General features: G+C 64.9%; 19 protein-coding genes and 3 pseudogenes. 10 read left to right on the top strand and 12 right to left on the bottom strand.

Annotated features, from left to right (window positions below; translation table 11 throughout):
- The first annotated feature begins 264 nt into the window (after positions 1-264).
- The 3 genes and pseudogenes from QXZ85_RS21190 to QXZ85_RS21180 form a co-directional block, all read left to right on the top strand.
- A complete protein-coding gene (locus tag QXZ85_RS21190; RefSeq protein WP_315744790.1) occupies positions 265-1158 on the top strand; it encodes a glycosyltransferase family 9 protein in 894 nt (297 codons plus the stop codon).
- 31 nt (positions 1159-1189) lie between these two features.
- Positions 1190-2569 carry a glycosyltransferase family 9 protein gene (locus QXZ85_RS21185; RefSeq protein ID WP_315744788.1) on the top strand — a complete coding sequence of 460 codons (1380 nt, stop codon included), beginning with the start codon at positions 1190-1192 and terminating at the stop codon, positions 2567-2569.
- A 182-nt stretch (positions 2570-2751) separates the two neighbouring features.
- Positions 2752-2933, top strand: a pseudogene (locus QXZ85_RS21180) (TrbI/VirB10 family protein); the annotation flags it as partial.
- 235 nt (positions 2934-3168) lie between these two features.
- Here QXZ85_RS21180 and QXZ85_RS21175 read toward each other — a convergent pair.
- The 3 genes from QXZ85_RS21175 to QXZ85_RS21165 form a co-directional block, all read right to left on the bottom strand.
- Positions 3169-6942 carry a vitamin B12-dependent ribonucleotide reductase gene (locus QXZ85_RS21175; RefSeq protein WP_315767910.1) on the bottom strand — a complete coding sequence of 1258 codons (3774 nt, stop codon included), beginning with the start codon at positions 6940-6942 and terminating at the stop codon, positions 3169-3171.
- A gap of 569 nt (positions 6943-7511) precedes the next feature.
- A complete protein-coding gene (locus QXZ85_RS21170; protein WP_315703704.1) occupies positions 7512-9779 on the bottom strand; it encodes a CHASE3 domain-containing protein in 2268 nt (755 codons plus the stop codon).
- Positions 9780-10051: 272 nt separating this feature from the next.
- Positions 10052-10681 carry a BA14K family protein gene (locus QXZ85_RS21165; RefSeq protein ID WP_315703705.1) on the bottom strand — a complete coding sequence of 210 codons (630 nt, stop codon included), beginning with the start codon at positions 10679-10681 and terminating at the stop codon, positions 10052-10054.
- Between the two features lie 181 nt (positions 10682-10862).
- On the opposite strand from QXZ85_RS21165, the gene QXZ85_RS21160 reads away from it, so the two are divergent.
- Positions 10863-11273, top strand: coding sequence for an NADH:ubiquinone oxidoreductase subunit NDUFA12 (locus tag QXZ85_RS21160; RefSeq protein WP_315703706.1), 411 nt, complete (start codon positions 10863-10865; stop codon positions 11271-11273).
- Between the two features lie 380 nt (positions 11274-11653).
- Here the strand turns inward: QXZ85_RS21160 and QXZ85_RS21155 are convergent, their stop codons facing one another.
- Entirely contained in the window at positions 11654-12355 is a 702-nt protein-coding gene (locus QXZ85_RS21155; protein WP_315703707.1) for a DJ-1/PfpI family protein, read from the bottom strand.
- Positions 12356-12471: 116 nt separating this feature from the next.
- Here QXZ85_RS21155 and QXZ85_RS21150 point away from each other — a divergent pair, with 116 nt between their 5' ends.
- The 5 genes and pseudogenes from QXZ85_RS21150 to QXZ85_RS21130 all read left to right on the top strand — a co-directional run.
- Positions 12472-13410, top strand: a complete 939-nt coding sequence (locus QXZ85_RS21150) for a GlxA family transcriptional regulator (RefSeq protein WP_315703708.1) — start codon at positions 12472-12474, stop codon at positions 13408-13410.
- A gap of 39 nt (positions 13411-13449) precedes the next feature.
- Positions 13450-13719 (top strand): hypothetical protein, encoded by a 270-nt coding sequence (locus QXZ85_RS21145; protein ID WP_315764898.1) that lies wholly within the window; start codon positions 13450-13452, stop codon positions 13717-13719.
- A 212-nt stretch (positions 13720-13931) separates the two neighbouring features.
- On the top strand, positions 13932-14690 hold the full coding sequence (locus QXZ85_RS21140; protein WP_315744783.1) for an SDR family NAD(P)-dependent oxidoreductase: 759 nt from the start codon (positions 13932-13934) through the stop codon (positions 14688-14690).
- Between the two features lie 13 nt (positions 14691-14703).
- The gene (locus tag QXZ85_RS21135; protein WP_315744782.1) at positions 14704-15960 is read left to right on the top strand and encodes an FAD-dependent oxidoreductase; all 1257 of its coding nucleotides are present in this window, start codon (positions 14704-14706) and stop codon (positions 15958-15960) included.
- Between the two features lie 46 nt (positions 15961-16006).
- Positions 16007-16654: pseudogene (locus QXZ85_RS21130) on the top strand (amino acid ABC transporter permease); the annotation flags it as partial.
- Between the two features lie 6 nt (positions 16655-16660).
- On the opposite strand, the pseudogene QXZ85_RS21125 reads toward QXZ85_RS21130, so the two are convergent.
- The 4 genes and pseudogenes from QXZ85_RS21125 to QXZ85_RS21110 all read right to left on the bottom strand — a co-directional run.
- A pseudogene (locus QXZ85_RS21125) lies at positions 16661-17623 on the bottom strand (Na+-dependent transporter); the annotation flags it as partial.
- Positions 17624-17780: 157 nt separating this feature from the next.
- On the bottom strand, positions 17781-18845 hold the full coding sequence (locus tag QXZ85_RS21120) for a hypothetical protein (RefSeq protein ID WP_315703715.1): 1065 nt from the start codon (positions 18843-18845) through the stop codon (positions 17781-17783).
- A gap of 143 nt (positions 18846-18988) precedes the next feature.
- Complete coding sequence (locus QXZ85_RS21115; RefSeq protein WP_315764884.1) at positions 18989-19966, bottom strand: alpha/beta hydrolase; 978 nt, start codon at positions 19964-19966, stop codon at positions 18989-18991.
- 29 nt (positions 19967-19995) lie between these two features.
- Positions 19996-20769, bottom strand: a complete 774-nt coding sequence (locus tag QXZ85_RS21110) for an SDR family oxidoreductase (RefSeq protein ID WP_315703717.1) — start codon at positions 20767-20769, stop codon at positions 19996-19998.
- A 237-nt stretch (positions 20770-21006) separates the two neighbouring features.
- Between QXZ85_RS21110 and QXZ85_RS21105 the strand changes: the two genes are divergently transcribed.
- Positions 21007-22056: a DUF2155 domain-containing protein gene (locus QXZ85_RS21105; protein WP_315764882.1), complete on the top strand. Its 1050-nt coding sequence runs from the start codon at positions 21007-21009 to the stop codon at positions 22054-22056.
- 69 nt (positions 22057-22125) lie between these two features.
- Here QXZ85_RS21105 and aat read toward each other — a convergent pair whose 3' ends face one another.
- From aat to QXZ85_RS21085, 4 genes are all read right to left on the bottom strand, one after another.
- Positions 22126-22806 carry a leucyl/phenylalanyl-tRNA--protein transferase gene (gene aat, locus QXZ85_RS21100; protein ID WP_315703719.1) on the bottom strand — a complete coding sequence of 227 codons (681 nt, stop codon included), beginning with the start codon at positions 22804-22806 and terminating at the stop codon, positions 22126-22128.
- A 70-nt stretch (positions 22807-22876) separates the two neighbouring features.
- Positions 22877-23968: a sensor histidine kinase gene (locus tag QXZ85_RS21095; protein ID WP_315703720.1), complete on the bottom strand. Its 1092-nt coding sequence runs from the start codon at positions 23966-23968 to the stop codon at positions 22877-22879.
- Positions 23965-24402 carry a response regulator gene (locus QXZ85_RS21090; protein WP_315703721.1) on the bottom strand — a complete coding sequence of 146 codons (438 nt, stop codon included), beginning with the start codon at positions 24400-24402 and terminating at the stop codon, positions 23965-23967. Before QXZ85_RS21090 ends, QXZ85_RS21095 begins: the two co-directional genes overlap by 4 nt.
- The gene (locus QXZ85_RS21085) at positions 24399-25919 is read right to left on the bottom strand and encodes a sensor histidine kinase (RefSeq protein WP_315703722.1); all 1521 of its coding nucleotides are present in this window, start codon (positions 25917-25919) and stop codon (positions 24399-24401) included. The genes QXZ85_RS21090 and QXZ85_RS21085 overlap by 4 nt, the downstream gene beginning before the upstream one ends.
- Between the last annotated feature and the right edge of the window lie 15 nt (positions 25920-25934).

The raw sequence follows: 25934 nt of genomic DNA, 5'->3' as shown, positions 1-25934 counted from the left end.
GCGAAGGCGAGGCGCCGCGGGAGCCGGCGAGCGCTGACGAATAGGCTTACAGTGGAGCTGCCGAAGCTGCTAATTCAGACGGCTGGAGGTGGCGTCGGGGACGACATCGTCGTGGCGCGGTTCGTTCGAGACCTTCGGGCGGCATGCGGTGCGTTCCAATTCGTCATCGCCTGCAATGACGAGGCGAGATCGTCCTGGATATACGAAGCTGTGCCCGGGTTTCGGGGGTGCTTGAGTGCGAGTCTGTTTGGCAAGAGCGTCGATATGTTCTCGCATGCGCTCAGGGTTGATCAGATGGTCCAGGTGATGGGGGAGACTGCTTCAAATGTGGGTTGCGGGCAGTTCGAGGAGAAGTTCGGAAAAGTCCGTGCCAACATTGCCGCGTCGTTGACGCGGAATGAATTGCTCTTGAAAGGAGTTCCCTACACGTGGGGAGATCTCGCCAGGCGTGCAGTGTTCGTCAACGCGACGCGTGCCACTTATCTGCATGCACAGGCGGGCATCGATTACGGCGGCGATCAGTTGAGGTTGCGGACCGAGCCCGATGCCATCACGCGTTTTGGCCTCCGTGGAATCAATTTCGTAACGGTGCACAACGGGTTCGATCCGGCCTTCATCGTCAGCGGCAACTCGTCCACAAAATGTTACGGCAGCTTCGATCGCGTCGTTTCGCGCCTGACCGAAATCTGCCAAGGAATCAGGTTCGTTCAGCTCGGATCGCCGCGCACCAGCAGAGCAATTGCGAGCGCTCAGGTTGACCTGATCGGAAAGACCAGTCTGGCCGAGGCAGCGGCGATCATCTCCGCCTCTCGGCTGCACATCGACGTAGATAGCGGCCTGGTGCACGTCGCCGCTTGTTTTGGAGTTCAGTCGCTTGTCCTATTCGGACCGACGGATGCCGACTATTTCGGCTACAGGAGTAACATCAATCTTCGCCCGCGCTTCTGTGGCGGATGCTGGTGGATCAGTGAGGCCTGGATGGATCAGTGTGTCAGGTCCTTCGAAGAAGCTCGATGCATGAGCTCCCACGCGGTGGAAGACGTCGTGGCTCACGTTGTGGAGGCACTTGAGCGGCCTCCCGCTGGCGGTAGGGCACTCGGGCCGGAGCGCAAGGCTATGCGCGCGAGGTCCGGCTCGGCAATGGGGACGGATCGTTGAGGTCATGATGCCAATGCGGCTGAGGAGGTACATGCCGGGGGCGCGCCTCATCGGAGAGGTTGTCCGCGTAGTACAGCAGATCGGCATTTTTCACCGGCAGAACGGAAGCATGCCGCGCACGGGCAGATTTGCGATGCAGTTGCTCAAGCGGGCGTACGGGCGCCTCCGCGCGAGCGCGTCAGCGAAAGTGGAAGCACCCGAGATAGCTCCGCACATCTCGGCGGATTTGAGCGCCTTTGCTCCGAGGCCGCTCATCGCAGTCCTGGTTACAGGCGGTCTGGGCGACTATATCGTGGTGGCGCGCTTCATGCGCGATCTTGCGGCGGCGGTTGAGGACTTTCGATTTGACCTCTATTGCCCGAACCCTGAGATTGGCCGCTGGGCGTTCGCTCCGCTGACAGGCTTGAACAAGGTCTATCACGAGCTTCTGTTTCATCGTCTTTTTTCGCACTATCCCCTGGCCCTGCGGGCGAACCAGATCGTTTGGATCCACGATTCGGTCGCTCGTTGGGACTTGCTGGCCGCCAACGATCGATTGATAAAGGCATGCGCACATCTGATGAAAACGCGTGCGGAGTTCGAGATTTGCATCGATCGCCATCCCTACATGGACCATCATCTTGCCAACAGAGTCGTGTTCATGGGGCGTCGGCGCGATAACTTCCTTCATAGCCTTGCGAGAATTCCCTATCGCGGTGCGCTCTATCCGTTGCCGATGGAGCCGGACGCCTTGAGCCGCTACGGTCTGCCCGCACGTTTTGTCACGATCAACAACGGCTTCGACACCGGCTTTATCGTCACCGGGCGATCTGCCACCAAGTGCTATCCTCATGGAGACGAGTTGGTCCGGTTGTTCAAACTCCGCTTTCCGGATATCGCCGTCGTGCAGCTTGGCTCGAAGAACTCGGTTCCAATTGCTGGATCAGACCACGACCTGATCGAGAAAACGACGCTTCCGGAAGCTGTGGCCATTCTGCAGCGGGCGCTTCTGCACATCGATAACGAAGGCGGGCTCGTGCACATCGCCGCAAGCGTGGGGACTGCCTCCGCCGTGCTGTTTGGGCCGACTCCGATCGACTATTTTGGCTACCCCGAGAATATCAACATCGCGCCCGCTGGGTGTGGCAATTGTTGGTGGATCAACAAGACCTGGATGGACATCTGCCCGCTGGGACATCAACAACCGCCTTGCTTGTATGGACGATCGCCCGAAAGCGTAGTTGATCGCATCGCTCTGTCGCTGGCGGATGTGTCGTCGAGCGACAAGAGCGGTGCGGACGCGGTGCAGATTCAGAGCGAGCCTGCTGATCGCGCCGGTCGCACGCGGTCCGTCGACAACAGCGGTGCCCCGCGGCCGGCTTGCACTACCGATACCCCGCGCTCCCTGACCAGCTTGACCGGTCGACCTTGAACTCGCGACTAAACGTCCGTCTCTTCATCCCCGACCTCCGGCTTTATGAAAAACCTAATCTCGGTGTTCATCAAACCAGCAGCAGCTCATCTTGGCATTTTGAATTTGAGTCCTGACCTGCCACCGAAGTTTCATCCAGCCGCAGTTAGAGTCCTGTTGGGTTGTACGCCGACGGCGCGGGTGTGCTTCTGGTCTGGACCCGTCTGATCATGCCAAATGGCCGCTTGATCGTGCTCGAACGGCAGCCGGGCGCCGATGCCGGCGGCCATTCGGGGCTATCGGACGAGGTCGACAATCATTGGAGGCAGAGGGCGCAGCCTTGCTGTCAACGCTGCTCTCGGTCGGCAGCGAGGTGAATGCCGGTGTCGTCGCCTTCGCTACCGCCGTCGACCGGTAAGCGACGTACGCGGTCCACAATAAACGAAAACCCCGCCGTCGCCGGCGGGGTTTTGGGGGGCTACGAAAGTAGAGGTTTTAGTAGGGGGCGTTTTATGCCCGTCGTGGCAGGGGCTAAGTCATTGAAATCTCGACACCTAGTTCGGAACTTTGGCTCATAAGTACAGAACTTTGGGTTTCCCACCAGCTAAGTCGTCAGCCTCTCACGAACACCCCGTCGTGCTTCCGCACGTATCGCACTTCATGCACGTGCCATTCCGTACCAGCGTGAAGTTGCCGCACTCGCTGCACATCTCGCCTTCGTAGCCTTTGGCCTTGGCTTCGGCGCGGCGCTCGGCCTTGGTGGCGGTCTGCTGCGCGGCGGTGCCGGGCTTGCTCCATTGCAGGGCTTCCAGCTTCTCCGTGGGGGAGAGGTCGTGCTGCGCGTCCTGCTTCAGGGCGACGGCGCCTTCGAGGGCGTCGCCGGTCCTTGAAGAGGAGAGCGAGGTGACCTTGGACCCCCCTCCCTGACCATCAAGGGGGGAGGGGACGGAGGCAGCGTGGCCGCCTGACGAAGTGCCGCCGCGCATGACGACGAGATTGTCGGTGCGCGAGCGGGTGAGGCCGCGCGAGAGATACTTCGCCGCCTGCTGGCTCGGGCCGTCTTCCGACATCTTGCCTTCGTCGACGCCGCGGCCGAGCGCGTCGAAGTTGCTTTCGCTGGGATCGACATGCGCGAGGTCGAAGCGGGACAGGTAGCTCACCGCGAGCTCGCGGAATACGTAGTCCAGGATCGAGGTGGCGTACTTGATGCTGTCGTTGCCCTGCACGGGGCCCGCCGGCTCGAAGCGGGTGAAGGTGAAGGCGTCGACATATTCCTCCAGCGGCACGCCGTACTGGAGGCCCAGCGACACCGCGATGGCGAAGTTGTTGATGAAGGAGCGCAGCGCCGCGCCCTCCTTGTGCATGTCGATGAAGATCTCGCCGAGCCGGCCGTCGTCATATTCGCCGGTGCGCAAGTAGACCTTGTGGCCGCCGACCACAGCCTTCTGGGTGTAGCCCTTGCGGCGGTCCGGCATCTTCTCGCGCTCGCGCATCACCACGATGCGCTCGACCAGTTTCTCGACCACGCGCTCGGAGATCTGCGCCGCGCGCGCCGCCATCGGCTTCTCGTAGAGCGCCTCGACCGCATCGTCCTCGTCCTCATCGTCGCTGATGAGCTGCGAGTTCAGCGGCTGCGACAGCTTGGAGCCGTCGCGATAGAGCGCGTTGGCCTTCAGCGCCAGCTTCCAGGACAGCATGTAGGCCGCCTTGCAGTCCTCGACCGTGGCGTCGTTCGGCATGTTGATGGTCTTGGAGATCGCCCCGGAGATGAAGGGCTGCGCCGCCGCCATCATGCGGATGTGGCTCTCGACCGAGAGATAGCGCTTGCCGACCTTGCCGCAGGGATTGGCGCAGTCGAACACCGGATAGTGCTCCGGCTTCAGGTGCGGCGCGCCTTCCACGGTCATCGCGCCGCAGATGTGGACGTTGGCCGCCTCAATCTCGCGCTTGGTGAAGCCGATGGCTGCGAGCAGGTCGAAGCCGGGGGCTGCGATCGCTTCCGCCGTCACGCCGAGCTGCTTCAGGATGAAGTCCTCGCCCAGCGTCCACTTGTTGAAGACGAACTTGATGTCGAAGGCGGTGGGCAGCGCCTTCTCGACTTTTGCAGTGGCTTCGTCGGTGAAGCCCTTGGCCTTCAAGGTGGAGGCGTTGATGCCGGGCGCGTTCGACAGCGAGCCGTGGCCGACCGCATAGGCCTCGATCTCCGCGATCTCGCTTTCGCGATAGCCGAGCGCGCGCAGCGCCTCCGGCACGGCGCGGTTGATGATCTTGAAGTAGCCGCCGCCGGCGAGCTTCTTGAACTTCACCAGCGCGAAATCGGGCTCGATGCCGGTGGTGTCGCAATCCATCACGAGGCCGATGGTGCCGGTCGGCGCCACCACCGTGACCTGCGCGTTGCGGAAGCCGTTCTTCTCGCCGAGCTCGAGCGCATCGTCCCAGGCCTTTGTGGCATGGGCGATGATCGATCCTTGCGGGCAGGAGGCGTGGTCGAGCGGCACCGGGTTGACCGAGAGCGCCTCATAGCCGGTCGCCTGGCCATGCGCGGCGCGGCGATGGTTGCGGATGACGCGCAGCATGTGCGCGGTGTTCTTCTTGTAGCCGGGGAAGGTGCCGAGCTCGCCCGCCATCTCCGCCGAGGTCTTGTAGGCGATGCCGGTCATGATGGCCGACAGCGCGCCGCACAGCGCGCGGCCTTCCTTGGAGTCGTAGGGCAGGCCCATGGTCATCAAGAGACCGCCGATATTGGCGTAGCCGAGGCCGAGGGTGCGGAACTCGTAGGACAATTCCGCGATCGCCTTGGACGGGAACTGCGCCATCAGCACGGAGATCTCGAGCACCAGCGTCCAGAGCCGGCACAGATGCTCGTAAGCGCCGACGTCGAAATGCTTGGTGGTGGTGTTGTAGAACGTCAGCAGGTTGGCCGAGGCCAGGTTGCACGCCGTGTCGTCCAGGAACATGTATTCCGAGCACGGATTGGACGCGCGGATGTCGCCGGACGCCTTGCAGGTGTGCCAGTCGTTCATCGTGGTGTTGAAGTGCAGGCCGGGATCGGCCGACGCCCAGGCGGCGTAGCCGATCTTCTCCCAGAGGTCGCGCGCCTTCAGCGTCTTGGTGATCTTCTTGGTGGTGCGGCCCACGAGGTTCCAGTCGCCGTCGGTCTCCACCGCGCGCAGGAAGTCATCCTTCAGCGACACCGAGTTGTTGGAGTTCTGGCCGGAGACGGTGAGGTACGCCTCCGAGTCCCAGTCGGTGTCGTAGACCGGGAAGTCGATGTCCTTGTAGCCCTGCTTGGCGAACTGGATGACGCGCTTGATGAAGTTGTCGGGCACCAGCGCACGGCGTGCCAGCTTGATCTCGCGGCGCAGGGCAGGGTTCTTCTCGGGGTCGAAGCAGTCGTCGCCCGAGCCCTCGCAATTGACGCAGGCCTTCAGCACCGCCTTGAGGTGCTTCTGGTTGATCTTGGAGCCGGTGACGAGGGCGGCGACCTTCTGCTCCTCCTTCACCTTCCAGTCGATATAGGCCTCGATGTCCGGATGGTCGGCGTCGACCACGACCATCTTGGCGGCGCGGCGGGTGGTGCCGCCCGACTTGATCGCGCCGGCGGCGCGGTCGCCGATCTTGAGGAAGCTCATCAGGCCGCTCGAGCGGCCGCCGCCCGACAGCCTCTCGCCTTCGCCGCGCAGGCGCGAGAAGTTGGAGCCGGTGCCGGAGCCGTATTTGAACAGGCGGGCCTCGCGCACCCACAGGTCCATGATGCCGCCGTCGTTGACGAGGTCGTCATCGACGCCCTGGATGAAGCAGGCATGCGGCTGCGGGTGCTCATAGGAGGATTTCGAGCGGGTCAGCTTGCCGGTCTTGTAGTCGACGTAATAGTGGCCCTGGCCGGGGCCATCGATGCCGTAAGCCCAGTGCAGGCCGGTGTTGAACCATTGCGGCGAGTTCGGCGCCACCATCTGCCTGGCGAGCATGAAGCGCAGCTCGTCATAGAACGCCTGCGCGTCCTCCTCGGCGGTGAAGTAGCCGCCCTTCCAGCCCCAATAGGTCCAGCAGCCGGCGAGGCGGTCGAACACCTGCTTGGCGGACCGCTCGCTGCCATAGCGCTCGTTCTCGGGGACCGCATTGAGGGCGTCGGTGTCGGGCACGGCGCGCCACAGCCAGGACGGCACGCTCTCTTCCTCGACCTTCTTCAGCCGCGCGGCGACGCCGGCTTTACGGAAATATTTCTGCGCCAGCACATCGGAGGCGACCTGCGACCAGAACTCGGGCACTTCGACATTCTCGAGCCGGAACACCACCGACCCGTCGGGATTCTTGATCTCCGACGTGGTCAGCCGGAAATCGATCCCGGCATAGGGTGACTGGCCTTCAGTGGTGTGTCGCCGTTCAATCCGCATCGGTCGTGCCCCAATCAAGTTCCCGGGCTGCCGCTTGCGCGAGACCCGGATCATTTTCCTTTGCCGCGCCGCTGTCCACCCCGCCGGGCCGGACGCGAACGCAACCGTGAGAACCGGTGAACCCGGTCCGCTCTCTTCAACGCTCCAACTGCCCCATGGACCCTGTGCCGGGCCCCTCATCAGCGCGTTCCAGATCCGTCCCGAAAACAGGGCAGACAAGCCCTTCACCCGGAGCCCAATGGCCGGCGGAGTATCATCTCGGAACGCGTCGGGAGGTGCCGGCGGGACCCGAACAGAACTCGCGCCGACGGGATGGAAGCTAGGACGACTCCGTCGCGCCCGTCAAGAACTAGTGCGAGTTCCTGAATCAAACACTAAATATGGGGGAAAGTGCGGGAAAACCAGGCCGCGTGCCGGCTTTGTGAACAGGGTAAGTATCGGTGAGTCCGAGCGGATTCCAAACCTGAAAATATTTCGAGGGGCGCCGTCCACAGCCCTTCATCCCGCTGTTCACAGGGCAGCCATCCGCACCCGTCCGACTACGGCATTTGCCCTTGCATCGGCGAGACTCACGGAGCGGTCCTGCCCGCGCCGTCCTCGGGCCCGCGCAGCGCCTGCCGCACCACCTGCGCCAGTTCCGATTTGCGGTAGGGCTTGCTCAGGAGCAGGGCGCCATGCTCGAGGCGGCCGTGTTCGGCCATGACGTTGTCGGTGTAACCGGAGGTGTAGAGCACCTTGGTGTCCGGCCGGCGGGCGCAGACCGCCTCGGCGAGCTCCTTGCCGTTCATGCCGCCGGGCATGATGATATCGGTGAACAGCAGGTCGAACTGCGCGCCGGAATCGATTTTCGCCAGCGCCTCGGCCCCGGTCGAGGCCGTGATCGTGGTATAGCCGAGCGTCTTCAGCTGGACGACGACGAAGTCCTGCACCAGCTGGTCGTCCTCGACCACGAGGATGGTCTCGCTCCCGCCCGGCACCGGCGGCTCGATCGCGTCGCTGAGCGCCGCGCTGCCCTTGGCCGGCGGCAGATACATCCGCACAGTCGTGCCGCGTCCTTCCTCGCTGTAGATATTGATGTGGCCGCCGGACTGCTTGACGAAGCCGTAGACCATGCTGAGGCCCAGTCCCGAGCCTTCGCCGGCCTTCTTGGTGGTGAAGAAGGGCTCGAAGGCGCGGTCGCGCACCTCGGGCGGCATGCCGGTCCCGGTATCGCTCACGGCCACCATGATGTAGGGCCCGGCGGTGACGCCGGCATTAGCGGCCGCATAGGCCGCGTCGAGCACCGCCTTTCGCGTCTCCAACAGCAGCTTGCCGCCGTTCGGCATCGCGTCGCGGGCATTGATCGCGAGATTCACCAGCGCATTGGCCAGCTGGGCGGAATCGATGTGCGCCAGCAGCACGTCGTCTTCGATGATGGAGTTGATCTCGATCTGCTCGCCGAGCGTCGGACGCAACAGCTTGGCGATGTCGAGCACGGTCACGTTCACGTCGCTGTCGCGCGGATGCAGGGGCTGCTTGCGCGCGAAGGCGAGGAGGTGGCGGATCAGCTCCGTGCAGCGATCGGCCGCCTGGCTGATCAGCCCGGCCGTCGCTGCCGCGGCCGGCCGATCCTTGGTCTCGTCGATCAACAATTCGATCGTGCCGGTGATGATGGTCAGCATGTTGTTGAAGTCATGCGCGACGCCGCCGGTCAGCTTGCCGATCGCGTCCAGCTTCTGCGCCTGGTGCAGCAGCCGCTCGGCTTCGTGGACGGCCGTGATGTCGTGATAGACCATCGCCGCTCCCGTGATCCGGCCATCGGCGCTGCGCAACGGACGGCCGCTGATCATGAGGCGAAGGGCGTCGCGGCTGTCGCGGCGATAGACCACGACTTCGCAGCGATCGAAGGACTCGCCGCGGAGCGCCCGCGGCGTCGGCAGCTCCGAGGCCGCGATCGGCGTGGTCCCGTCGCTTTCGAACACCTGGATCTGGCTGCGAACCTCTTCGAGGCTTTTGCCCTGGCGATAACCGAGCAGGTGCTCCACGGCCGGATTGGAGAACATCACCTCGTTGGCGGCGTCGACGACCAGCACGCCTTCGGCCATCGTGTTGAAGGTGTTCGCGAGCACCTCGGCCGAATGCCGCAGCTTCTCATGCGCCGCAACGAGATCGGCATGCTGCTGTTCGCTCTTCTCGGCCAGCGAGCTCGCTTCGGCCTCGGAACGAACCAGCGAGGCGCGCAAGGCGCAGTCGGTGACATAGGCGCGGCGCAGCAGCAGGCCGGCGATGAGTAGCACAAGGCCGACGCCGGCCAGATCGATCCCGAGCAGCAGCGATCCGGTCCGTTGCGAAGTTGCGGACCGCAATGCGAGCAGTCGTCGTCCCTCCGCGGTGAAACGATCGAGATTCTCCGAAACCCTCGCCATCGCCGCGCGGCCTTCGGCCGAGTTCATCAGCTCCTTGAGCCCTGCATCGTCGCGCGCGATGTGGAGGTCGATCATGTGGGCACTGATCTGCAGCTTATGCGCGATCAGCGGTTCGGTCTGCCCGAGCAGGGCAAGCTGACCGGGATTGTCGCCGGTCGCCCGTCTCAGTTGGGCAAGCGCCGCGGGGATCTTTGCTCTCGCTTCGCTGAATTCGGTGCGAAAGCCCTCGATGTCGGTCAGCACGAAGCCGCGCGCGGCGCCTTCGGCTTCACGGACGAGCAGACGCAAATCCGACGCCTGCTGCAAGACTTCGAGCGTGCGATCGACCCGTTCGGCATCGTGCCGCGACTTCAGGTCGAGCGCGGTCGATGCAGCTCCGATGGCCAGGAGGGTTCCCAGCCCGAATACGAGTCCCAGCCGTTGTAGGATCATCGTCCGTCCCGATCATTCCGCATCGCAAGACGAACGACGGCCGCGGCCCTGGTCTCGCTGCGTATCCGGAAGACGATGTCCATGAATCGATGATCTGCCGAGACGGCTTGCGCCGCAAGGACGGGTATCCACGGTGTCGTCCTATGACGGAAGCGACCGTGCCCGCACGGTGTGAATCAGAGCAGCTGCGAAAAGCGCGCGACAGGTCAGCATGAGAAAGGCGGCGCTGGGAGGCGCCGCCTTTGGTCACCGAACGGGTATTGCGTGCGTGGTTACGGGCAGGGATGCCGCAGACCGTCGTAGCCGAGATAGGTGCCTGAGGCCGGATCGTAGGAGCGATAGCGCCGCGCGCAGTAGCTCGCATCGCCGCCGACCACCGCAACCGGTGCACTGTCGTCATAGTAGGAGTAGTCGGTGTAATAGTCTGGACCGTAATCCCAGTAATAGTCCGGGCCGCCATAATAGGCATATGAGCCCAGCGCGGCGCCGACGGCGACGCCCGGCCAGAACCCGCCACCGCGGTGGTGCCATCGGCCGCCGTGCCAACCACCGCCGCCCCAGCCGCCACCGGCCCAGCTGCCGCGAGGTCCCACGGTCGGACCGGCCGCGATCCTGGCGCCGGGGCTTGCCACAACGCCCGGTCCCGGACCGCCCATTCCGCCGCGCGCGGCGAAGCCACCGCCGCCGATCGCAGCAGCATGGCCGCCCGCGAAGCCGCCACCACCAACACCCGGGCCGCCGCCGATTCCGCCGCCATGGCCTCCACCGCCACCGACTGCGCCACCACCCCCAACAGCGCCCCCCCCAGGTGCGCCGCGCTGGGCGAAGCTCGCCGTGGACATCGCCAACGGCAGAATCAGCGCCACAGCCAATGTGGCGCTCATTTTCTTCAGACTGGTCATTGATGAGACTCCATCAGGGGAAAAGGACCTAACCGCAACCGGGGAGGGAGGTTCCCGATCGGGACCCACACCTTGACGTGCGTTGCGAGTGAACCGCCGTCGGCTCCCGAGCGGGGCAGTACTGGACAAGTCGGTGACGGGGTGGCATCAGGGCCCATCCGTCCCAACTCGGCTCCCGCGCATGAAACAGTTCCTGCTCAAGTTCTTCACCTGGTGGAACGGTCAGACCTTCGGCACGCAATTGTGGACCTGGCGGTTTGGCGAGCTGGTCGGGCAGGACGAGCAGGGCAACCGTTATTACCGCACCGCTGGTGGCAAGATCGATCCGGTGCTGCATTTCGAGCGTCGCTGGGTGATTTATAACGGACTGGCCGAAGCGAGCCGCATTCCGCCGTCCTGGCACGCCTGGATGCACCACACGGTCGACGTGCCGCCGACCCAGGACGGCTACCAGCCCCGCGAATGGGAGAAGCCGCATCAGCCGAATCTGACCGGGACGCCGTTGGCCTACCGGCCCTCCGGTTCGACGCTCGCCAGCGGCCGCCGGCCGAAAGCGACCGGCGATTATCAGGCCTGGACCCCCGGCAACTGATTCCTGTCCGATCCGGGGCACCTTGCGCCGGGGTGCTCTCTCCGTTTGCGCGGATGTTGTCCTGCCTGTGAATTGCGGGACTAACGGGGATGGTGTGTGCTCCGGGAGCCGGCGATCTCTTGATGACCACCTGAAGTTGTGGCCAAATGTTCCCGTCTTACGGAGGTGGATCATCCACTGCGTCGGTTCGGGCACAGAATCGCGACTGTCCCCGATATGCAGCGGCACCCGAGCCAGGACCTCGCGCCCCCCCAGGAGATCAGCCCTCGGCGGCGCCTTCGTCCGGCAATCGCCCGCAAGATGTGGTGCCACCGTAAGAACAGGAAAGGCCGCCAGGATGCCTTCGGGTGATCCGGCGGCCTTTTTCGTTACGCGGCGAATCAGGCCGGCGAGGCCTGCTTCAGCCGTTCGGCTGCCCTTCTGGCCACCGCAACGCGGCGCTCTCGCGCCGGCGCGATTCGCTCCAGCATCGTCGCGAGCACGTCGGCCGGCGCCGTATCAGGCCCCCCTGCGTTGAACGGCGGGGCAGGGTTATATTCCAGCCGGAGCTGGATCAATTCGGCCATCCGGCGCTCGACCAGATGCGCGACCAGGGTCAGCGCGAAATCGATGCCTGCGGTTACGCCGCCGCCGGTGACGCGGTTGCGGTCGATGCAGACGCGCTCGGTGCTGGTGGTTGCGCCGAACAGGGGCAGGCACTCGCGCGCGCTCCAATGTGTCGCAGCACGATAGCCGTCCAGCAGGCCGGCGGCACCGAGCGCCAGCGAGCCGGTGCAGACCGAGGTAATGTATTTGGCGCCGCCGGCCTGCCGGCGCAGGAAGCCGATCACCTCAGCGTCATCGAGGATCTCGTCCACGCCGAAGCCGCCGGGCACGCAGATGACGTCCGCCTGCGGGCATTCCGCGAACGTCGTGGTCGGCATCAATGTGAGAACGGAATCCGTTGGCACCGGCTCGATCCGCTTCCACGCCAGATGGATGCTTGCACCGGGAATGCTGGAAAACACCTGCAGGGGACCGGTGAGGTCGAGCTGGGTGACGCGCGGAAACAGCACGAACACGATCGAAAGCGACGCAGCCATGAGAGGCCTCCGGGACATTTGAGCGACGGGATGCTTGACCGCGCCAATTATGCGTGGTCCGCTCGATGTCCAAAATGTCTAAAATCCCTCGTTTTCCGACATAGGAGGGAGACCCGATGATCGGCGTCCTCATCTTTCCTGATTTCCAACTGCTGGACGCGGCTGGTCCGATCTCGGCCTTCGAGATCGCCGGACGCTATGCGCGCAAACGTGCATCGATCCGTGTGATCGCCGCCCAACCGGGGCCGGTGCGCTCCTCATCGAGTGTGGAGATGCTGGCGCGCAAGTTCGGATCTGCGGCCGCGCTCTCGACCTTGCTGATTGCGGGCGGCGATGGGGTTGATGCCGCCTGCCGCAATCCATGCGTGATCCGCTTTGTGCAGTCGGTCGCGAGGCGCGGCGTTCGCATCGCCAGCGTCTGTTCGGGGGCCTTCGTCCTCGCCGAAGCCGGTCTGCTGGAGGGCAAGCGCGCCACCACGCATTGGCAGCGCACCCGGCAATTCCTGGCCACTTACCCCAATGTGAAGCTCGAACCGGACAGCATCTATATCCGCGACGGCAACATCTGGACATCGGCCGGCATCACCGCGGGAATCGATCTCGCGCTCGCGATGGTCGAGGAGGATCATGGCGATGCCATCGCGCGGGATACGGCGCGGCAACTCGTGCTCTATCACCGCCGCAGCGGCGGGCAGTCGCAGTTCTCATCGCTGCTGGAGTTGAAGGCGCCGAACGGCCGCTTCGGTCAGTTGCTGACCTGGGCACGCGAGAACCTCGGCGCGCCGCTGACGGTCGACGATCTCGCCGAGCGCGCCGGGATGAGCGCGCGGCATTTCACGCGCGCCTTCATCGCGGAGACCGGCAGCACGCCGTCGAAGGCCGTGGAGCGGCTGCGCATCGAGGCGGCGCGACAGCGCGTGCAGGCCTCGCACGAGCCGATCGAGCGCGTGGCCGAATTGACCGGCTTCCGCGATCCGGAACGGATGCGCCGTGCCTTCATCCGCGCCTTCGGCCAGCCGCCGCAGGCGTTGCGCCGCGCCGCGCGGGCGGGATAGAGTCGCGGCCGATGCGCCAGGAGGTCGAGAAGATCGCACATGGCCACCTCCATGAGTTTCGGAGCTCTGTTTCCATCGCCCTATGTGGTCGAAGTCGCCAGGCTGCGGCAGCAACTGGACGAAGCGCATTTCGCCTGGGCGAAAGAATGGAAGCGGCAACAGCAGGCCTTCGTGATCGAGAACATCCGCTTCACGCATGATCCGCATTGGAACAAACGCTTCTTCAGCCTGCAGGCCGCGCATGATGGCGGGACCTGGTTCTGGCAGGCCGCGAGGATCGTCGTGACCTGCGGAGGATTGTCGGTCTAGTCCTGTCTGTCTGGCGCAGCGGATTGGGCGTTCGGATTCCTCCTTGCCGCGGGACCGCCACTCAAACTCAAGGCCGCACGTGCTTCGATGTGCTGTGCGGGCGCTCTTCGAACTTCCCGGGCGCGCATGGACCAATGCCGGCGCGATTGTTGGCATTCGCGGACGCGAGACCTATAGTCCGGCCAAGATAGATCGTTTGCGATTTGGGGGTCATGGGCATTTCCATCGTCACCGGCGGCGGTGCCGGCATCGGCGCGGCTGTGGCGCGCCGGCTGGCTGCGCCGGGCCAGCATCTCGTGCTGCACGGACAGGGAGCGGATGAAGCGAGCCTGGAGCGGCTTGCCGCCGTGGCCGACGAATGCCGACAGGCCGGTGCCGAGGTTGTCTGGCGCTGCGGGGATCTCGCCGTCGCGGGCACCGCGTCCGAACTGGTCGCCGCTACGCGCGAGAGGTTCGGCGCCGTCGACGCGCTCATCCATGCTGCGGGCTTCGCCGATCGCCGCAGTTTTCAAGATCTCACCCGCGAGAGACTCGATCACTCCTTTGCCGTGATGCCGGGCGCCTTTCATGAACTTGCGAGCGCCGCATTGCCCGATCTCACGCGCAGCGCGCAGGGACGCGTCGTCGCGATCTCGAGTTTCGTGGCGCATCGTTTCGTGCCCGGCGGCACTTTTCCGGCCTCCGCGGCAGCCAAGGCTGCGCTGGAAGCTCTGGTGAAGTGCCTCGCCATCGAGCTTGCACCGTCAGGCGCGACGGCCAATGTCGTCGTACCCGGCTATACGCGCAAGGATGCCGGACGACTCGGCTCGCTCGATCCGGCCGCCTGGGAGAGAGCGGCCAAGCTCAATCCGCTGCAGCACCTTGCTGAGCCCGTCGATATCGCTGCGACGGTGGCGTTCTTGGTGTCGCCGGAAGCCCGCCACATCACCGGTGCCGTGCTGCCGGTCGATGGCGGACTGACCTTGATGTAGGTATGCAGAACTGATGATGGGCGAGGCGGACGAGCAAGCGACAGATGTCGTCGTGTTGGGGGCGGGCATCGTCGGTACATCGACGGCCTATGCGATCCGCGAACGCGGTTTCTCCGTCGTTCTCGTCGATCGCAAGCCGCCGGGAGAGGAGACCTCCTACGGTAATGCCGGCATCCTCTCGAGCGCCTCGATCCTGCCGCTCAACAAGCCGTCGCTGTTCAAGTCGCTGCCGTCCTACCTTACCAACCAGAATGCGGCCCTGCGCTGGAATCCGGCCTGGACGCTGCGCAATCCCGATTGGGTGCTGCGCTTCCTCGCCAACGCGGCGCCGTCGCGGGTGAAGCCGCGGGCGACGGCGCTGCATGGCCTGATCGGCGCCTCACTGAAACTGCACCGCGACTGGATCGTGAAAGCGGGGGAGCCGCAACGCATCCGCGAGACCGGCTGGCTCAAGGTCTGGCGCAGCGATGCCATCGCGGCCGCCAAAGCCGAGCACGATTTTCTGGCGGAGTACGGCATCAAGAGCGAGTTGTTGGATCGCCAGGCGATCTCCGCGCTCGAGCCCCGCATCATCCCGGCCTACAAGGTCGGGCTGCTGCACAGCCAGACGGCTTCGGTCGATTCGCCGGGCAACGTCACCAAGGCCTATGCGCGGATGTACGAGGGACGAGGCGGCATATTGCTGATGTCCGAGATCAAGTCGCTGCTGACGGATGCCGAGGGCTGGCGCGTGGTGCTCGCCGACCGCGCGATCCGGGCCCGCCACATCGTGGTCGCGCTCGGACCGTGGTCGCCGGATATCCTGAGGCCGCTGGGCTACAAGGTGCCGATGGCCTTCGAGCGCGGCTATCACCAGGAGTTCAAGCCAAACCCGGCACGCGGCCTGGGCCGTCCGATCCACGATGCCGAGGGCAGCTTCGTGATGACGCCGATGGAGAACGGCATCCGCGTCAGCAGCGGCGTCGAGCTGACGGACCGGGACGCGCCATCGAACCTTGCCCAGCTCGAAGAGGTGGTGCCGCTGGCGCGTAGCGTCGCGGAATTCGGCGAGGCGGTGGCCGTCCCATGGCGCGGCGCGCGACCGACCTTGCCGGACTCGCTGCCGATGATCGGCCCGGCACCGCGCCATGCCGGCCTGTGGTTTGCATTCGGCAACCAGCATATCGGCTTCACCACGGGGCCGGCGACGGGGGCTGCCATTGCCGCGATGATCGCAGGCGACACGCCAGCGATCGACGCCGCGGCGTTTTCCCCGAGCCGCTACCTGTGAGAGCCGAAACAGTATCGGCGCGCGATCGCGCCACCGCGGAGAGGGCATGAACTACGTCTGGGATTTCGCGATCCTCACCAAATATAGTCGGCTGTTCTGGATCGGAATCGGCTGGACCATGGCCTACACGGTCGGCACGATCTTTCTCGGCACGATGATCGGGCTGATCGTCGGCATGGTCAGGCTCCGGCGACTGCCGGTGATCGACTGGTTGCTGCTCGCCTATATCGAGCTGTTCCGCTGCACGCCGCTGCTCGTGCAGATCATCTGGTTCTACTATGCTTTCCCGGTGCTGATCGGCGTCAACATCCCCGCGCATGTCGCGGCGATCTCCGTGCTGTCGCTCTATGGCGGGGCCTTCTACGCCGAGATCATACGCGGCAGCATCGAGAGCGTGCCGCGCGGGCAGTGGGATGCGGCACGCGCCCTCGGCCTGAAATCATGGCGCATGATGCGGCTCATCATCCTGCCGCAGGCGCTCAAGCCGATGCTCGCGCCTTACGTCAACCAGTCGGTCACCCAGCTCAAGAACACCTCGCTGGTGTCGGTGATCGCCGTACCGGATCTCGTCTACAACGCGACCCTGATCAATGCCGACACCTACCGGCCGCTCGAAGTCTACACCATCGTGGCCGTGATCTATTTCGCGATCCTGTTTCCCGCGACCTGGCTCGGCCGGCGGTTCGAGCGCGGGCGCGCCGGCGCGCAGCCGATTGGCCAGCGGCTGCAACAGCTGTGGTGCCAGATAAATCGGAAACTGGCTCATCGCGAAATAGAGCCAGGTGGTGCCGGGCAGCGCGCCTTCGGTCGCGGCCAGCATGAGCCCCATGTTGCGCTGTGACACCATCAGCCCCAGCGCCATGGCGCGATCGTATCCTCGGGTGCGGAACAGCAGAATGGTGAGGCCAAGCAGCAGGAAGAACATCGCAAAGGCGAGCGCGGCGAGTGCCAGCATATGTAGGGGATCGGCCATGACGTCGGCGAGGACATGGCCCATCACCGCGGCCACGAAGACGTACAGGATCAGCACGTTCAGCCCGTCGATCGGGGCGCGATGGCGGCGGATCACCTCGATGCCGGCGACGAGGCGGATGATGACGGCGACGACAAGTGCGCCGGCGAGGATGCCTGCAAGCTTCAGCCCGAGCGCGAGCGGTGACAGGGTCAGGATCTGCCGGAGGAAGATGGAGGCGAACAGCGGAGCGGTGAGCGGCACCAGCGCTGTCGAGGTGACGAGCGTGATCAGCACCAGCGTCGCATCGAGCCCCATCAGCGCGGCGAGCGCGGGCGATGCCATCATCGGCGAGGCCATGGCCTGCAGCATCAGCGCCAGGAACAGATCAGGCGTGTGGGTATCGGCTGCGGCGAAATGCGCTGATAGGCCGACCAGCGCGGGGACGGCGATCGTCGTCCAGCCGGTCGCCATCAGCACCAGCGCTGGCCGCCGCAGATGCGCGCGCAGAGCCGAGATATCGACCCGCATGAAGGAGATGCAGAGCAGGAGGAAGATCGCCTCGGTGACGTAGGGCCGCAGCAGATCGCCAAGCGGCGGCAGCGCGATCCCGAACAGCACGAGGGCTGCGATCGCGCGGGTGCCCTGGTTGCCGAGCCAGGTCAGGGCCTGAAGAGGAAGGGCGAGGGCGCCGCGCAGCGGAGACAACATTCGAACGTCCGGAGCAACGAGATGAAGGAACGGCGCGACCATGCGTCAGCAGGGTTTCAGCGCAAAGTCACATCTCGTTACCGACGATGTCAGCGATCGTCCGCCTAGCCGGGCGCGCGAGGTCTCAGCGCGCGCCCGCACGTCGTCGTGGCCCGCGCTACTGGGCGCTGGAGCCGCCCACCACGATCTTCTCGTTCAGCTTCTGATCGACGATCTCGACCGTGCGGTCGATCTCGGCGCTGGGCATGCCGAGCTGATGCGAGATCAGCTTCACCAACAGGTCGACCCGCTCGATGAAGGGCGCGCCGCTGGCGACGGCGCGAGCCGCCGATGACGGCTTCAGCAGGCTTTCGGCCGCCTTCGCATATTTCTCGAACGGCACCTGATCCTTCGGGTCGGCGCCGAGACGGCGCGCGATCGCGTCGACATGGTCATAGATCGATTGCGAGAGCTTCAGGTCGCCATGCACGGCCTCGCGGATCGGCCGCGGCTCAGACGGCGTGATGCAGCGGTAATTGCCGGTGAGCAGCATCGACCATTTTGCCAATGGCACGAACAGCGAATCGAACACCTTGAGCTTGACCGGAACGTCCTTGCCCTCCAGCGTCACCGCATCGATGTCGGCCTCGAGCTCGCGCAGCAGTGCGTTGTGTTTCTCATCCGCGAATGTCGCCGCCTTGAAGTTCGTCGGCAGGCCGACATGCAGCACGTTTGGACCCTCTTCCGGCGGCCGGAAGGCCTGAGGATCGGGCGAGCAGAGCGTCACCAGGCCCGGGGTGAAGCGTTCCCACACCTGGGCATTGGTGTAGGCTTCCTCCAAATCCATGTTCGCCAGCGCGGGGATGCGCTTGAGGTAGGGCAGCGGCGGCATGTTCATGATCGACAGGCAAGGGAGCTTCGCCTCGGCGATCTTGACCATCAGTACCCGGATCGTGTGGTTGGTATATTGCGGCTCCTGCATCGCAAGCGCGACCAGATCGTAGCGGGAGAGCTCGACCTCGTTCGGCGCCTTCGCATCCAAGGTCCCCGGCAGGTCGCGGGAAAAGATCGAGCGGTGGGCCGGCTCGTCGCGCAGCTTGATGCGGACCTCGGTGCCGTCGCGATTGATGAGATCCGCGGTCTTCTTCCGGCACACCAGGGTGACGTTGTGGCCGGCCATCAGGAGCTTGGTCGCCAGCAATGAGCCGTATGAGGCTCCCAGGATCAGAATGTTGCGCGCCATACCTTGGTCTTCCCCAGACTATTTGTTCGAATTTTCAGTCACGCCGCGACGGGGATCGGCCCGAAGTCTTCGGTCAGACGCCCCGAAAGGACGGCGCAAAGATCGTCGTTGCGCCTCTGGCATGATGCATACCAGGGCGTACATCACACGGAACGGCCTGTCTGGCAAGACGCATCCCGCTCGTTCAACGCTCTCAGCCACGCCCCGATCTCGACGGCTGCGACATTCGCCTGATCCAGCAATTTGCCCATGGTGAAGAAGCCGTGGAACTGGCCCGGGAAATGCCGGTACGTGACTGCCACGCCGGCCTCTCGCAAACGCAACGCATAATCGTTGCCTTCGTCCCGCAAGGGATCGGCGCCTGCCGTCAGTACATACGCGGGCGGCAGGCCGACCAGCGTCTCCGCCCGCGCCGGGGATGCGCGCCAATCATGCACGTCGGCGGCGCTGCCGAGATAATGGTCGCGAAACCAGCGGATCACCGAATGCGTCAGCAGCACGCTGGTCTCGGGCTCGCTGTGCGAGGGATGGCTCATCGTGAAGTCGGTGGCGGGATAGATCAGCACCTGGCCCGCAATCTTAGGTCCTTTGCCGTCGCGTGCGGCGAGCGCGACCACGGCGGCGAGATTGCCGCCGGCCGAATCGCCACCGACGCTGAGCCGCCTCGCGTCGATGCCGATTGCAGCTGCGTTGTCGGCGATCCACTGCGCGGCTCCCACCGCATCGTCGACCGCCGCCGGGAATTTGTGCTCGGGCGCGAGGCGATAATCGACCGAGATCACGATCAGTTCGCCTTCATGCGCGAGCTTGCGGCAGACGATGTCGTGGGTGTCGAGATTGCCGATTACCCAGCCGCCGCCGTGGAAGAACTCCAAGACTGGCGCGGGCCCGTCCGGCAGCCGCATCGGCCGATACAGCCGTGCCGGGATCGCGCCGTGGGGAGCAGGGATGGCAAACTCTTGCACCTCGGCGAGTTCGGGCGGTTCCGGATTGGTGACAACGCGCGCGGCGAAGTAATAGGCGCGCGCTTCGTCCGGCGTGAGCGTTTCATATGCGGGCCGGCCAGCCTCCTGGAAGGCCTTGTAGACGGCGGCGGCATCGGCATCGAGCGTAACGGGCATTGGCTAGTGACCTCTTGAATGAGCTGCTGTCACGCGGCGGTGCGTCCGCCATCGACAGTGTAGGCGGAGCCGTTGACGTAACTCGCCTCGTCGGAGGCCAGGAAGGCGATGATGGAGGCGACCTCCGAAGCTTGTCCGAGCCGGCGGGCTGGAATTCGCTCGACGAGCTTGTCATGCGGCACCGATCCGCCACCGCGGCCTGCGACGATCGCGCTCAGCATGCGGCTGTCGATCAGGCCGGGACAGACACAGTTCACGCGGACATTGGTGCCGCTGCATTCGAAGGCCGCGCTCTTGGTCAGGCCGATCACGGCATGTTTGCTGGCGCTGTAGACTGCGATCTGCGGCGAGCCGATCAACCCCGCAATCGAGGCCGTGTTTATGATCGCGCCGCGGTTCTGCGCCAGCATCACCGGCAGCACGTGCTTCAAGCCGAGGAACACGCCGACCACGTTGACGTCGAGCACACGGCGGAAGGCGTCCAGCGGATAGTCGGTGATCGGCTTGATCTCGCCTTCGACGCCGGCATTGTTGTAGAAGACGTCGATCGTGCCGAAGCGGTCGCACGCGGCGCGGACATAAGCGGCTACATCCTCCTCGCGAGTCACGTCGGCGACGACCGCGAGAGCTTCGGCGCTCGCCGGCAGTTCGGCGATCGCGGCTTGCAGATCGGATTCGCGGCGGTCGACCGCGACGATGCGGGCGCCGCGCGCGGCCATCAGCCGCATCGTTGCGGCGCCGATCACGCCGGCAGCACCGGTGACGACGGCAACCTTGCCGTCAAGGCCAAGGGAAGCGGGCATTGTTTCCTCATTCTGCACCCGCTTGAGCCGGATGCTTCTTGTTGCCGCAGGTGGAACTTGCGGTTTGGCCGACTATCTCATCTGTGCAGGCGCCCGGCCAGCCCGCGGTACGCCGGGAAGTCGCCCTTTCGTCGCCTTATTCGGCATGTTAACGGGGTACCCGATCGAGAGCGGCGGATGGGACATGACGCCATTAGACTGTCCAAGACCCCGATTCGCCTGATAAAGCCGCGCGAGATGCATCGATTCATTACTGTCACCGGTCTCGCGGCCTTGCTGGCCGCCACCTCCCTCGCGCTGCCTCTGCCGGCGCGGGCGCAGATCGGCACGATCTTTTCTGACCCTGTTCCGCGTCCTCCAGGCAATATTCCGCGCCGTGGAGAACCGATGCCGCCTCCGGACGAGGAGGAAGAGGTGCCGGAACTGCCGCAAGGCCGGGTGCTGCCGGCGCCGACGCCCCGGCTGCCGCCAGGGCAGGGCGCCGCGCTGCCCGGTCCGGTGCAGTCGCAACCCTTGCCGCCGCCGCCTGGAAGCACCGTCGCGCCGCAGACCAACCCGCCCGTGGCGGCGGTGCCGCCGAACGGACAGCCGGGTGCAGCGCCGGCTCCGGGCGCCAATGCGAACCTGCCGGGTCTGCCACCCGGCCAGCGGCAGCCGAGGGGCAATCCGCCGGCCGGCGCGCCGCAGAACGCGGCCGTGCCGCCGAACGGCAACGTGCCTCAGACGCCGGCCACCCTGCAGCCGGGCGACGAGGTCGTGACCGAGCCGCCGGCACAGAAGATCGTGAACAAGAAGGCGACGTTCTCGGGGCTCGACAAGATCACCGGCCGGATCATCAATTTCGACGAGGATATCGGCGAGACCGTGCAGTTCGGTGCGCTGCGGGTGAAGACCGACGCCTGCTATACGCGGCCGGCGACGGAAGCCGCCAACACCGACGCCTTCGTCGAGGTCGACGAGATCACCCTGCAGGGCGAGGTGAAGCGGATCTTCTCCGGCTGGATGTTCGCGGCGAGCCCGGGCCTCCACGGCGTCGAGCACCCGATCTACGATATCTGGCTGACGGACTGCAAAGATCCGCAGACCACGGTGGTCAGCGCCGCGCCCGACCCGTCGAAGCCGGCCGCGACGCCCGCCTCGCAGCCGGCGCAGAGACGGCCGCAGCGACAGCCACAGCCGCGCGCGCAAGCACCGGTGCCTCCGCCGCCGCAATATCAGACCCAGCAGGCCGCGCCGCCTCCACCGCCTCCGCAGTCGGGCGGCGGCCCGTTCGGGATTTTCCGCTAGCTCTGTTCTCGGCCGTCGTTGCGGACGCAAGCGACCAGATGCGATTGCATCGCGGCGAATGGAAGCGCGCTATCCACGCTCGGCGATGATCGCGAGCGCCTCGGCGCCTGAAATGGGGCGGTCGACCGGCAACCTGGCGAAATTGGCCGCAGGTCCCGCCAGCGCCTTCTCGAGCAGCGCGGTGTAGCGGCGGCGCGGGATCTCGACCGCGCCAAAGGTCTTCAGGTGCTCGGTGACATATTGGGTGTCGAGCAATTCGAAGCCGCCGGCGATCAGCCGGGCCACCAGGTGCACCAGCGCCACTTTGGACGCGTCGCGCGCGCGGTGAAACATGCTCTCGCCGAAAAACGCCCGGCCCAAGCTGACGCCATAGAGGCCGCCAACCAATTCGTCATTTTGCCAGCACTCGACGCTGTGGCAGTGCCCGATCGCGTAGAGGCCGGTATAGAGCTCGCGGATGCGCTTGTTGATCCAGGTGTCCTCGCGGCCCACCTGCGGCTCGGCGCAGCCGTCCATTACCGCCTTGAACGCCTTGTTGACGGTGACGGTGAAGACGTCCGAGCGCACCGTGCGCGCCAGCCGCGAGGCGACGCGGAAACCGTGGAGCGGGATGATGCCGCGCAGCTCGGGCTCGACCCAGAACAGGCTCGGATCGTCGGCGCTCTCGGCCATCGGAAAGATGCCGCAGGCATAGGCGCGCAGCAGAACTTCGGGCGTGATTTCGGACGCAGCAGACTCGCGCGAATTCATGGTTGAAGCATAGCAGGCGGCGGCCGCGTAGGCGACCGGCCATCACCGCATCTTGTGCGCCGGCCGCTTCTCAGCCCACTGCGGCGGCGGCCGGCCGCGGTGTCTGCTTGGTGCGGCTGAATCGCACGACGATCTTGGTGCCTTGATGGCTTGGATCGGGCTGTACGGTCGCGTCGAGCTTGGTCGCCATCGCGTTGACGATGCGCTGGCCCATGCCGGTCGAGCGTGGATCGCTGCCGGCGCCGTTCAAGCCCACGCCGTTATCGGCAATCGACAAGACGATGTCGTCGCCTTCGAGGCCCAGCTCCACATGGATGGGGCCCGGGCAATCCGGATAGGCGTATTTGACCGCGTTCATCACCAACTCGTTGACAATGATTCCGATCGCGACCGCGCGATCGGGATCGATCTCGATCGGCTCCGCCTTCAAGGTCAGCCGCGACATCCGGTTGCCTTCCGCGGAGCGGCGGAGGTCTTCGAGCAACGCCTCGAGATATTGATTGAGTAGCACGCTCTTCAGGTCGTGCGACGTGTAGAGACGGCGATGCACCTGTGCCACGGCCGCGACGCGTCCCATCGCATTGGTGAGCGCTGCCTTGACGTCTTCCTGGGCGCTGCTGTTGGCCTGCAGATGCAAAAGCGAGGCGATGATCTGCAGCGAGTTTCCGACGCGGTGATTGACCTCGCGGAGCAGCACCTCGCGCTCGGCAGCGAGCGCGGCATAGCGGTCACGGGAGGCCCGCACCTCGGCCTCGGCTTCGTCGCGAGCCTTCTGCAGGCGCGCTTGGCGCAGCGCGCCTTCGGCAGCCACCTGCAGGAGCGGAACGAACTCGCCCTGAACGTCCTTGACGAGATAATCGGCGGCGCCGGCCTTCAGCGCCGTCACCGCGATCTTGGAGTCTTGCGAGGCGGTGACGAACACGACCGGGGGTGGATCGGGCAGCGCCAAAATGCGCTCCAGCGTCTCCAAACCGTCGAACCCTGGCATGTACTGGTCCAGCGCCACCACGTCGATGCCGCCCTGTTCGAGGCGCGCCAATCCTTCAGCGCCGCCGGGCGCGTGTTCCACCTTGAAGCCCGAGCGCGTGAGGCCGCGTTCGACCAGCCGCGCCAGCGCCGCGTCGTCATCGATGTAGAGCAGGGTGGGAGAGGGTGACGTCATGCCGTGGGTGGAACCTGGATGACCGAGAAGAACAGGCCGAGCTGGCGAATGGCGTTGGCGAAACTCTCGTAGTTCACTGGCTTGGTGATGTAGACGTTGCAACCGAGTTCGTAGCATCGCTTGATCTCCTGCGAGTCATCGGTCGTGGTCAGGATCACGACCGGCGCGCTCTTCAGGAACTTGTTTTCCTTGACCGTCCGCAGGATCTCGATGCCGGTCATATCAGGCAGATTGAGATCGAGCAGGATCAGGAGCGCGCGCCCTTTGTGCGCAATACCGCTGCCGTCGTCCCCCAACAGATACTTCACGGCATCTGTACCGTTGCTGAACGGGATGATCTCATTGTTCACGCCGGAGCGGCGGATGTTCCGCTCGATCAGGCGGGCGTGTCCCTCGTCATCCTCGATCATGATGATCGTCACGGGCATGGTCATCGATCTAAGTTCCGGTTGCTGGCGTTCCAGTTGATCGGGAGCGTGATGGTGAACGTGCTGCCTTGCCCGAGGTCCGATGCGACCGACATGGTTCCGCCCAAGCGCCGAACCAATGCGCGCACATGTGCAAGTCCTATGCCCTGTCCAGGCCGGTCCTGGGCTCCCGCACGGCGGAACAGCTCAAAGATACGCTGATGATCCTTCGGATCAATCCCCCGGCCGTTATCGGTGATCTCCAAAATCGCAAAGCCGAGCTTGGTGCGCGCCCGGATCGCGATGTCGCCGGGCATGTCTGGCTTTAGATATTTGATCGCATTGTCGATGAGGTTGGAGAAGATCTGCTCCAGCGCAAGGCGATCGCTGACGATGGTCGGCAGCGGCTCGACCCGGATCGTCGCATTGGCCTCGGCCGCCTGATGGGCGAGCGTCGTCACGATCGTCTCTATCAGCTCGCGTAGATCGATCCGGGTCGGCACGAATTCGCGGCGGCCTTCGCGGGTGAGGTTCAGGATCGCCGTGATCAGGCGATCCATCTTGGCGATCGACGATTTGATGAAGCCGAGCGCTTCGGAAAAATCCTCCGAGAGCTGCTTGTCGGTGTCCCCGAGCTCGGGCTCGGCTCCCTCCGGGGGCGGCGGGGAGGCTGAGGCTGCCCGCGCCAGCGTGGCGAGCCGCCGGAAGATGTCGTTGCGCAGTTCCTCCAGCTCGCTGGTGAAGCCCATGATGTTCACTAGCGGCGAGCGCAAATCGTGGCTGACGATATAGGCAAAGCGCTGGATTTCGTCGTTGGCCTCGCGCAAGTCCGCGGTGCGCTCGTCGACGGTGGCTTCAAGGTTGAGATTGTTCTCCCGCAGCCGCGCTTCGGCCTCGTCGCGGGCACGGGTGGAACGGCGGACCAGGAGAACCGAAATGCCGGCAAGCAGCACCACCAGGCCTGAGCCCGTGATGGTCACGAGCGTCGCGAGGCTCTGGCTGGAGTCGGCGCTGGCCGCCCGCAGTGCAAACAGCCGTTCCTCCTCGGTGCGCATCTGCCCAGCGGTGTCTTGGATATTCGTGTTGGTATTGCTCGATGCCGCGCTGCGGACCAACGCGGCGGCTCCTGCCGCATCACCTTGTGCAGCCAGCGCCTTCTCACGCTCGAATTGGCCGAGCCGGGTTTCGATCTCCCTCCGCAACCTAGCCAGATGCGTCACCTGCAGCTGATTGTCGGCCACCAAGCTCGCGAGCTTATCGAGGTCGGGGTGGATTGCAGCCACAGCGGCGTCGTGCGCCGCCAAGAACTCGTCACCGCGGGTCAAAAGGTAGCCGCGCGCATTGCTCTCGGCGCGGCGGACATCGAGCAGTAGCGTGTTCAGCTGGTTTTCGACCTCGATGGTGTGGACCACCCGGCCGCTGTCGTCGCGGGCCTTGTCCACCAGCAACACGGAGGCCGTGCTGATCACGACCAGCACCAAGAAGCCCGCCGACAGCAGCAGGATCTGACCCAGCGTACGCCTGTGTCTCACCTCAGGCGCCACGATCTACGCTCATCG

This window comes from Bradyrhizobium sp. SZCCHNGR1005 (genome assembly GCF_032489995.1).
Taxonomy (GTDB): domain Bacteria; phylum Pseudomonadota; class Alphaproteobacteria; order Rhizobiales; family Xanthobacteraceae; genus Bradyrhizobium.
Note: the sequence above shows the minus strand (reverse complement) of the source record. Positions and strands in the feature narration are given on the sequence as shown.